This is a genomic window from Aeromonas sp. R3-1 (assembly GCF_040908345.1).
Classification (GTDB): Bacteria; Pseudomonadota; Gammaproteobacteria; order Enterobacterales; family Aeromonadaceae; genus Aeromonas; species Aeromonas veronii.
The window spans coordinates 1-3097 of the sequence record NZ_JBFODN010000019.1 but is presented as its reverse complement, the minus strand read 5'-3'; the positions used below and the strand labels follow the sequence as shown (position 1 = coordinate 3097).

The window sequence follows — 3097 nt, the reverse complement described above, 5'->3', positions numbered from 1 at the left end:
CAATGTGAGCCTGGCCTACAAACTCTATTATCTGGAAGGCAAGACCCGCTTCTGGGAACACAACTCCAGCATGACCTATCAGCCGGGTAACGAGCTCAATCTGACCAAGCCGAGCCGCTTTCTATCCAGCGAAGGCTGGGCCAAGAAGCCGAGCGACGAAGGTACCCTGCTCAGCGGTCAGGGCGGTCTCTACTTTGTGCTGCCCAAGCAGGCGGCCAATCCGGATCAGCTTACCGTACAAGCCCGCATCAATAGCCCGGAAGCCGGCGCCCTGTTGAAAGTAGCGCTGGGTCACGACTTCACCACCACTGTGAAACTGGCCAAAGCGGGCATCAACGAAATCCGCCTCAGTCTGCCCGGTGACTCGCTCACGGCAGATCCCAAGCGCCCCAATTTTCTGGCGCTCTCGGCACCTACTCCCATCAATGTGCAGTCGGTACGTTTGACCGTAGCCCAGTGATCCTTGCCCCGAATACCATTTTATAAAAACAACTATCCCAAATAAGGACGTTCTTATGTCGCATCCAGATTTTCGACTCTCTCTGGTCGTTCCCGTTTACAACGAGGAAGAGAGCATCGATGCCTTCATCAACGCGATAGACAACGAACTGGCCCCGCTGAAAGACCAGCTTGAAATTGTATTCGTCAACGATGGCAGCCGTGACCGCACCCGTGAAGTGGTCGAGCAGGCCATCGCCCGCGATCCGCGCGTAACCCTGGTCAACCTGGCACGCAACTTCGGTAAAGAAGCGGCCCTGACCGCCGGTCTGCATCAAGCCAAAGGGGATGCCATCGTACCGATGGACGTGGATCTGCAAGACCCGCCCGCCCTGATCCTGGAGTTCGTAAAACTGTGGCAGACCGGTGACTATGACACCGTCTACGGCATCCGCGTCGATCGCAGCGCCGATACCCCGATGAAGCGCGTGACTGCCGGTGGCTTCTACCGCTTCTTCAACGCCCTCTCCACCAGCACCAAGCTGCCGGAGAACGCCGGTGACTTCCGCCTGATCGACCGTCGCGTGGTCGAGGCGATCAAGCTGCTGCCCGAGCGCAACCGCTTTATGAAGGGGCTGTTTGCCTGGGCCGGTTTCCGTGCCGTTGGCGTCCCCTACGAGCGCCCGGCCCGTCACGCCGGTGAAACCAAATTCAACTACTGGAAACTGTGGAACTTCGCCCTCGACGGTCTGCTCAGCTTCTCCAGCTGGCCGCTGCGGGTCTGGAGCTATGTGGGTGTCGGCGTCTCCTTCGTCGCCTTCCTCTACATCCTCAAGATCGTGACCCAAGTGGTCTTCTTCGGCATCGACGTGCCCGGTTACGCCTCCCTGATGTCTGTAGTGCTGTTCCTCGGCGGTATCCAGCTGCTGTCGCTCGGCATCATCGGCGAGTACATCGGCCGCATGTTCGTGGAAGTGAAACAGCGCCCGGTCTACCTCATTGAAGGGGTCTATGGCCAGTATGCCAAGCAGGATGCGGCCAAACCGCAGAGCGCTGACAGCAACCCGCAAGAGCAGCAGGAGCAAGCGCCTCAATGATCTCCCGCGAGGAATTCTGGCGGCTGGTACGTTTCGGTTTTGTCGGCGGGGGGGCTACCCTCGTCGACCTTGGCACCTCCATCGCACTGTTTCATACCTGGCCCACCATCTCGGAGCACCTGGTTACCACGCTGGCTTTTGCCATCGCGTTCTGGTTCTCCTTCTTTGGTCACCGCTACATCACCTTCCAGAAGCAGGGAGCCGCCAGCAAGTTTCTGCTGGTCGCCCTCTTCTCGCTGGCGGTGCGTAACCTGATCCTGAGCGGCCTGCTGTTTGCGGGGCTCTCCGGTCTGCTGCCGGTGGTCATCGCCACCCTGACCGTTACCGTCCTCACTTACGTTCTCTCTCGCGTCTGGGTTTTTGCCTGATGAATGATATGACCAATACTGCCCCGCTAACCGGGGCTGCACTCCCCTATCGCCCGTCACTGCGCATCAGCGGCCGTGACTGGCTGATGATCATCGCCGCCTTCATGCTGAGCCGGGTGGCGCTGTATGGCATGGGTTACTTCGGGGTCCAGCTCTATGGCTCCCCCGACATTGGCCCGCTGCAGGCCTATTGTCAGTTTGACTGCGTCTGGTTCCAGCGCATCATCGAAAATGGCTACGATCTCTACCCGCGCTGGCTGAGCAAGGGCAATGCGGCCAACTGGGCCTTTATGCCGCTCTACCCGATGGTCTCCGGTGCCATCTCCAACCTGTTCAATGTCGAGAGCCTGATCGGCCTCATCATTGTTACCAATATCTCCTTCTTCGCCAGCCTGCCGCTGATGCTGCTGGTGTTGCGTCAGCTCAAGCTGGGGGACGATACCGCCCGCTTTGGCGTATGGCTGCTCGCCTTCTCCCCCTTCTCCGCCTACTTCGTCTCCGGTTATACCGAGTCGACCTTTATGGCGCTGATGCTGGGGATGTTCCTGTTCGCCTATCGGGAGCAGTGGCTGATGGTGGCCGTGCTGGGGGTCTGTATCTCCGCCACCCGCAACCTGGGGGTGATGATGGTCTTCCCGGTGCTTATCCTGGCGCTGCAGGCTTACGGCTGGCGGGAATTTTTCCGCTTCACCGAGCGCGCCTTCAAGGTGGTGTTCACCCTCTGGATGATCCCGTTTGGCCTGTTTGCCTATATGGTCTATCTCTATCACCTGACCGGCGATGCCTTCGCCTTCAAACACATTCAGGTGGCTTGGGGTCGCTATATGGACAGCCCGCTGGACTGGTGGCTGAGCGGTTTCGAGCTGGGCGGCCGCAAGGCTTACCTCTCCATCATGGTGATCTTCGGCTGGTGCCTGAACGGTTACCTGTTCAGCCAGAAGCGCTGGGCGGAAGCGACCCTGATGTTCATCTGCTGCACCATCCCGCTGATGACCGGCCTCAACGCCATGCCACGCTATATGTTCGGGCTCTACCCGACCCTGCTGGCCATCATTCTGCTGACCCATCGCTGGCCTGCTATCCGCCCAGCAGTGCTCTGCATCAGCGGCATGGTGGCCTCCTTCATCGCGGTGGCCTTCGTCAACTTCAAGTTCTTCACCGTCTGATGTGACGACGATACCTGCAATGCCAAAT

General features: G+C 59.2%; 4 protein-coding genes. All 4 read left to right on the top strand.

From position 1 onward, the window contains the following. A partial coding sequence (locus tag AB5Y85_RS01200; protein WP_368221064.1) for a hypothetical protein occupies positions 1–460 on the top strand: 460 nt, incomplete at its 5' end. Between the two features lie 55 nt (positions 461–515). Further along, positions 516–1535, top strand: a complete 1020-nt coding sequence (locus tag AB5Y85_RS01195; RefSeq protein WP_115521339.1) for a glycosyltransferase family 2 protein — start codon at positions 516–518, stop codon at positions 1533–1535. Then, positions 1532–1903 carry a GtrA family protein gene (locus AB5Y85_RS01190; protein ID WP_005338463.1) on the top strand — a complete coding sequence of 124 codons (372 nt, stop codon included), beginning with the start codon at positions 1532–1534 and terminating at the stop codon, positions 1901–1903. The genes AB5Y85_RS01195 and AB5Y85_RS01190 overlap by 4 nt, the downstream gene beginning before the upstream one ends. After that, on the top strand, positions 1903–3069 hold the full coding sequence (locus AB5Y85_RS01185) for a hypothetical protein (protein WP_005338464.1): 1167 nt from the start codon (positions 1903–1905) through the stop codon (positions 3067–3069). The genes AB5Y85_RS01190 and AB5Y85_RS01185 overlap by 1 nt, the downstream gene beginning before the upstream one ends. Positions 3070–3097: the final 28 nt, after the last annotated feature.

Excerpts from the sequence above, each read along its gene's own strand:
- AB5Y85_RS01195 (WP_115521339.1), top strand. The coding sequence starts at position 516 with ATGTCGCATCCAGATTTTCGACTCTCTCTGGTCGTTCCCGTTTACAAC.
- AB5Y85_RS01190 (WP_005338463.1), top strand. The coding sequence starts at position 1,532 with ATGATCTCCCGCGAGGAATTCTGGCGGCTGGTACGTTTCGGTTTTGTC.
- AB5Y85_RS01185 (WP_005338464.1), top strand. The coding sequence starts at position 1,903 with ATGAATGATATGACCAATACTGCCCCGCTAACCGGGGCTGCACTCCCC.